Source organism: Paenisporosarcina sp. P4_E4_2, from assembly GCF_056401595.1.
The window spans coordinates 1-4,438 of the sequence record NZ_JBFUJC010000260.1; the positions used below are offsets into that span (position 1 = coordinate 1).

The 4,438-nt window shown below is 41.6% G+C and carries 6 protein-coding genes; 1 reads left to right on the forward strand and 5 read right to left on the reverse strand.

All coding sequences use genetic code 11. The annotated features are described in order from the left end of the window. The 5 genes from AC1DSB_RS14920 to AC1DSB_RS14940 all read right to left on the reverse strand — a co-directional run. The coding region (locus AC1DSB_RS14920; RefSeq protein ID WP_477587003.1) for a primosomal protein N' family DNA-binding protein at nt 1-1,041 on the reverse strand (1,041 nt) is incomplete at its 3' end. Continuing rightward, nucleotides 1,031-2,245, reverse strand: a complete 1,215-nt coding sequence (gene coaBC, locus AC1DSB_RS14925) for a bifunctional phosphopantothenoylcysteine decarboxylase/phosphopantothenate--cysteine ligase CoaBC (protein ID WP_016427737.1) — start codon at nt 2,243-2,245, stop codon at nt 1,031-1,033. The genes AC1DSB_RS14920 and coaBC, both read right to left, overlap by 11 nt. Nucleotides 2,246-2,324: 79 nt before the next feature. Further along, nucleotides 2,325-2,549: a DNA-directed RNA polymerase subunit omega gene (gene rpoZ, locus AC1DSB_RS14930; protein ID WP_016427738.1), complete on the reverse strand. Its 225-nt coding sequence runs from the start codon at nt 2,547-2,549 to the stop codon at nt 2,325-2,327. Next, nucleotides 2,549-3,169, reverse strand: coding sequence for a guanylate kinase (gene gmk / locus AC1DSB_RS14935; RefSeq protein WP_016427739.1), 621 nt, complete (start codon nt 3,167-3,169; stop codon nt 2,549-2,551). Before gmk ends, rpoZ begins: the two co-directional genes overlap by 1 nt. Nucleotides 3,170-3,186: 17 nt before the next feature. Then, on the reverse strand, nt 3,187-3,438 hold the full coding sequence (locus AC1DSB_RS14940) for a DUF370 domain-containing protein (RefSeq protein WP_016427740.1): 252 nt from the start codon (nt 3,436-3,438) through the stop codon (nt 3,187-3,189). Nucleotides 3,439-3,551: 113 nt separating this feature from the next. Between AC1DSB_RS14940 and AC1DSB_RS14945 the strand changes: the two genes are divergently transcribed. After that, the coding region (locus AC1DSB_RS14945) for an NFACT family protein (RefSeq protein WP_477587004.1) at nt 3,552-4,438 on the forward strand (887 nt) is incomplete at its 3' end.

Sequence of the window (4,438 nt, forward strand, 5' to 3'; positions counted from 1 at the left end):
ATGCAATACAGCCACAAGTGAACCAAAACGTTCTTTAAAGCGATTGGTCATTTGTGGCGTAAGTGAAATCTCAGGTACCAGAACGATGGCTTCTTTATCGTCCATCAATGAACGCTCAATCGCCTGTAAATAGACTTCTGTCTTGCCACTGCCCGTAATGCCATGAAGAAGAAAAGTTCTAGCATCCTGTTCGTCATATGAATGGATGATTTCACTCAGTGCGAGGTGTTGTTCATTTGTTAAAGCGAGTTTTGTTGTTACATCTATCGTTCTGTCCGCATACGGATCCCGGTAGATTTCTTCCATTTGCATTGATGCTGCGCCTTTTTCTAAAACCGCTTGTAAGACCGCATTTGTCGTACTGAGACGTTTCAATAAATCTGCTGAGACAATTCGTTCTCCTGCGTGATCCATCATCCATTTGACAACATCTTTTTGCTTCTTGGCTTGGTTGGAAATGCTGTCATAAATCAGGTTCAAACGTTCCATATCAGATTCGATATGAATCATTCTTACTTTTTTTACGGCAGTTTTTTGTTTGACCGATGTTTCCAGTGCCAAAATGTCTTCCTTCACCAATTTTTTGATGAGTGCAAGCAATTCTTTCGGTTCATCTACTTTTAACTCTACTTGGTCTTTTTGCTGAAACAAGGCTTGTACACTTTGCGGAAGCTCCGCATGATGATCAACAATGCGCACTATCTTTTCATACTTCGCACGTAACGCCGAAGGCAACATGACTTGAAGGGCATCAATTTCGTAACATAAAGTATGTCGTTTCAACCATTTTGTCATTTCGAGCATTTCCTGCGTCAATATCGGTTCAATATCGAGCAGTTCACCAATCGGTTTTTGTTTTTCCGCAGGGACATCCGTGTCACTTTTTAATGCCGTCACAAATCCAAGAACTTGCCGATTGCCAAAAGGAACTTTAACCCGACTGCCACTTTCAATCAGGTCTTGAAACTTTTCAGGGACCACGTAATCAAATGGTCGATCAATGGGATAAGCCGCTACGTCAACAATGACTTCAGCGTACATAATGTAAATCTTTCTCACGGGCCAAAACGGTCTCGAACAATTTATTAGCCAATTGTTTTTTCGTCATATTGTCAAAATGCTGGACATAATTTTCTTTGCCAATCAGCACAACAGTATTGGTGTCTGTCCCAAAACCGCTATCCTCTTTTGTAACATCATTAGCTACAATATAATCCGCATTTTTCTTTGAAAGTTTTCCTTGTGCATACATCTCGACATCGTTTGTTTCAGCAGCGAAACCGATCAACAATTGATGCGTTTTCTTTTGCCCAAGTGTCATGAGGATATCGGTAGTGCGTTCAAGTTCTAAGGTAGAGTCACCAGCTTGTTTCTTCATTTTTTGCCCAAATACAAACTTTGGACGATAATCTGCGACAGCTGCCGTTTTCACGACAATATCAGCATCATCAAAATGCTGTAACACGGCTTGCAGCATTTCTTCTGCACTTTCCACATTCTCAACAGTTACCCCTGAAGGAATTGGCAATGAAACAGGACCAGAGACAAGAACCGTTTCCGCTCCAAGTTTTGTCGCTGCTTCAGCCAGCGCATAGCCCATTTTCCCTGAGGAAAAGTTAGTCAAAAATCGTACTGGATCTATTCGCTCACGTGTTGGACCTGCAGTAATCACAACTTTTTTGCCTATCAACGGCAATTCTTTCGGCTGAAAAAATGCGTCGACCAATGCCACGATTTTTTCTGGTTCTTCCAATCTTCCTTTTCCTACATACCCACAAGCCAAAAAACCTTCTGACGGTTCAATGAATTCATAACCATCTGCTGCTAGAGTGGAAATATTTCGTTTCACTGCGGGGTGATCGTACATATGTACATTCATAGCTGGTGCAATCCAAACCTTGGCGGTGGTAGCTAACAGGGTCGTCGTCAGCATATCGTCACCAAGTCCATTGGCAAGTTTGCCGATGACGTTCGCTGTTGCAGGTGCCACGATAACTAAATCTGCCCAATCTGCCAGGTTGATATGTGCGATGACATTTGAATCTTTTTCATCAAATGTATCTGTATAAACATCATTACGAGACATTACTTGAAAGCTCAGTGGCTGCACAAACTTTGTGGCAGATTCGGTCATGATGACTTTGACATCCGCTCCTGCTTGCGACAATTTACTAACAAGGGCAACAGCTTTATAAACTGCAATACCACCAGCTACGCACAATAAGATTTTTTTGTTTGCTAGCATGAACAATCTTCCTTTCTCAAACAACAAACTCCCAAAGCATCTGACTGTCTTAGGGAGTTTTTTGGGTAAATACTATTTTTTAAATTTCGTCTTCGTAAATAGTTGCTTCGTCTTGAACTTCTTTTGTTAAAGCGCCTGATGCCACTTCTTCCAATGCTCTGCCTACATACTTCAAGGACACATACGACTCAAGACGCTCTCCGCCTTCTTCTTGTAATTGGCGAGCACGTTTTGAAGCCAAACTCACTAGTGAGTATTTTGAATCGATTTTGCTTTTTAATGAATCAACTGATGGATATAACATTAATATTCCCCTTCCAGCATAGCTAGGTATCTTTTTTCAACGCGTTCCCGACGGCAATGTTCGGCAGTGACAATGGCATTTACACGATCGCAAGCCAATTGCACTTCGTCATTTTCGACGACATAATCGTACAAGTTCATCATTTCAAGTTCTTGTCGTGCTGCTAAAATTCGTGAAGCAATCACATCTTCTGTTTCTGTTCCACGACCTACCAGACGTTGTTGCAGTTCCGTTAAACTTGGTGGAGCCAGGAAAATAAATAAGCCGTCTGGTACTTTATCGCGAACTTGCGATGCACCTTGCACTTCAATTTCCAGAAATACATCCCGACCGGCATCCAATGTCTCGTTTACATAATCTAACGGAGTTCCATAATAGTTCCCAACATAAGAAGCGTATTCTAATAAACGGCCTTCTCCGATTAGTTGTTCAAAATCCTCGTGGGATTTAAAAAAATAATCGACACCATCGACTTCGCCTTCACGCGGCTTTCTTGTCGTCATTGAAATCGAATATTCATAATTTGTGTCAGGCTGTGAAAACAATTCTTTTCGCACAGTACCTTTCCCGACACCTGATGGCCCTGAAAGGACGATTAATAATCCACGTTCTTTTCGCATTCAATCCCTCTTTTTATCTATTCGGCTTGATCTATCACACGTGTCACCATGGTTTCAGCATGGACTGCAGATAAAACCACATGTTCACTATCCATAACAAATATCGCGCGGGTTTTTTTACCATAAGTTGCGTCAATCAAAAACCCTTTGTCCCTTGCCTCTTGAACGAGACGCTTAATCGGCGCAGATTCAGGCTGCAAGATGGAGATGATTCGTTCAACTGCGACCACACTACCGTTTCCGATATTAATAAACTTAAGAGTTGGCACAGTCGTTCCTCCTAAAGAGCTTCAACTTTCTTTGTTACACACTTAGGCAATTATATCACATTTCCCTTGTAAAATGATAAGATAGAGCAAAACGTTTTGAAAGAGGAATACTTATGGCATTTGATGGCTTATTTACAAAAGCAATGACGCACGAACTTCAACAATTGGTATCCGGAAGAATTTCGAAAATACACCAACCTAACTCACAAGAAATTGTGTTGCATATCCGTGCGGCCGGAAAAAACAGCCGCTTACTTATTTCCATCCACCCTTCCTACTCACGCATTCATGTTACGAATGAAGCGATTGATAACCCTTCAGAACCACCAATGTTTTGCATGTTATTACGAAAACATCTGGAAGGTGGATTCATTTCATCCATTTCCCAACTTGAAATGGATCGCGTGATTATTTTGCGTGTAGAAAGTAAAAATGAAATTGGGGACGACATGGTACGGGAACTCCATATCGAAATCATGGGCCGACACAGCAATGTCATTTTGGTGGATCCTGAACGAAATCTAATTTTGGACAGTTTAAAACATCTATCGCCTTCTGTGAACAGCTATAGAACGATTTTGCCAGGTCAACCACATATCGCACCACCGAAACAAGATAAAGTGAACCCATATGAAGTGGACGAATCATTGTTGAACGAATTGCTGGATACAGACGATGTTTCCAAAGCCGTTCTGTCTCAGCTTGCTGGCTTTTCTCCACTGCAGGCAAAAGAACTCGCTTATCGTCTAGCTGACAGCAACGAATCCAAATATGAAGTGTATCGCAAATTCCTCGATGAATTTGATAATGCTCAACCTAAAGGTACGTATGTGGAAAGTGGCAATAAAGCCATTTTCTCAAGTGTTGATCTTTCACACATCGAAGGCAACCAAGTACACTATGATTCGCTTGGTTTATTGCTAGATAAAGTGTACTTTGCACGCGCAGAACGTGATCGAGTAAAACAGCAAGCAGGCGATTTGGAACGCTGGTTGCAAAA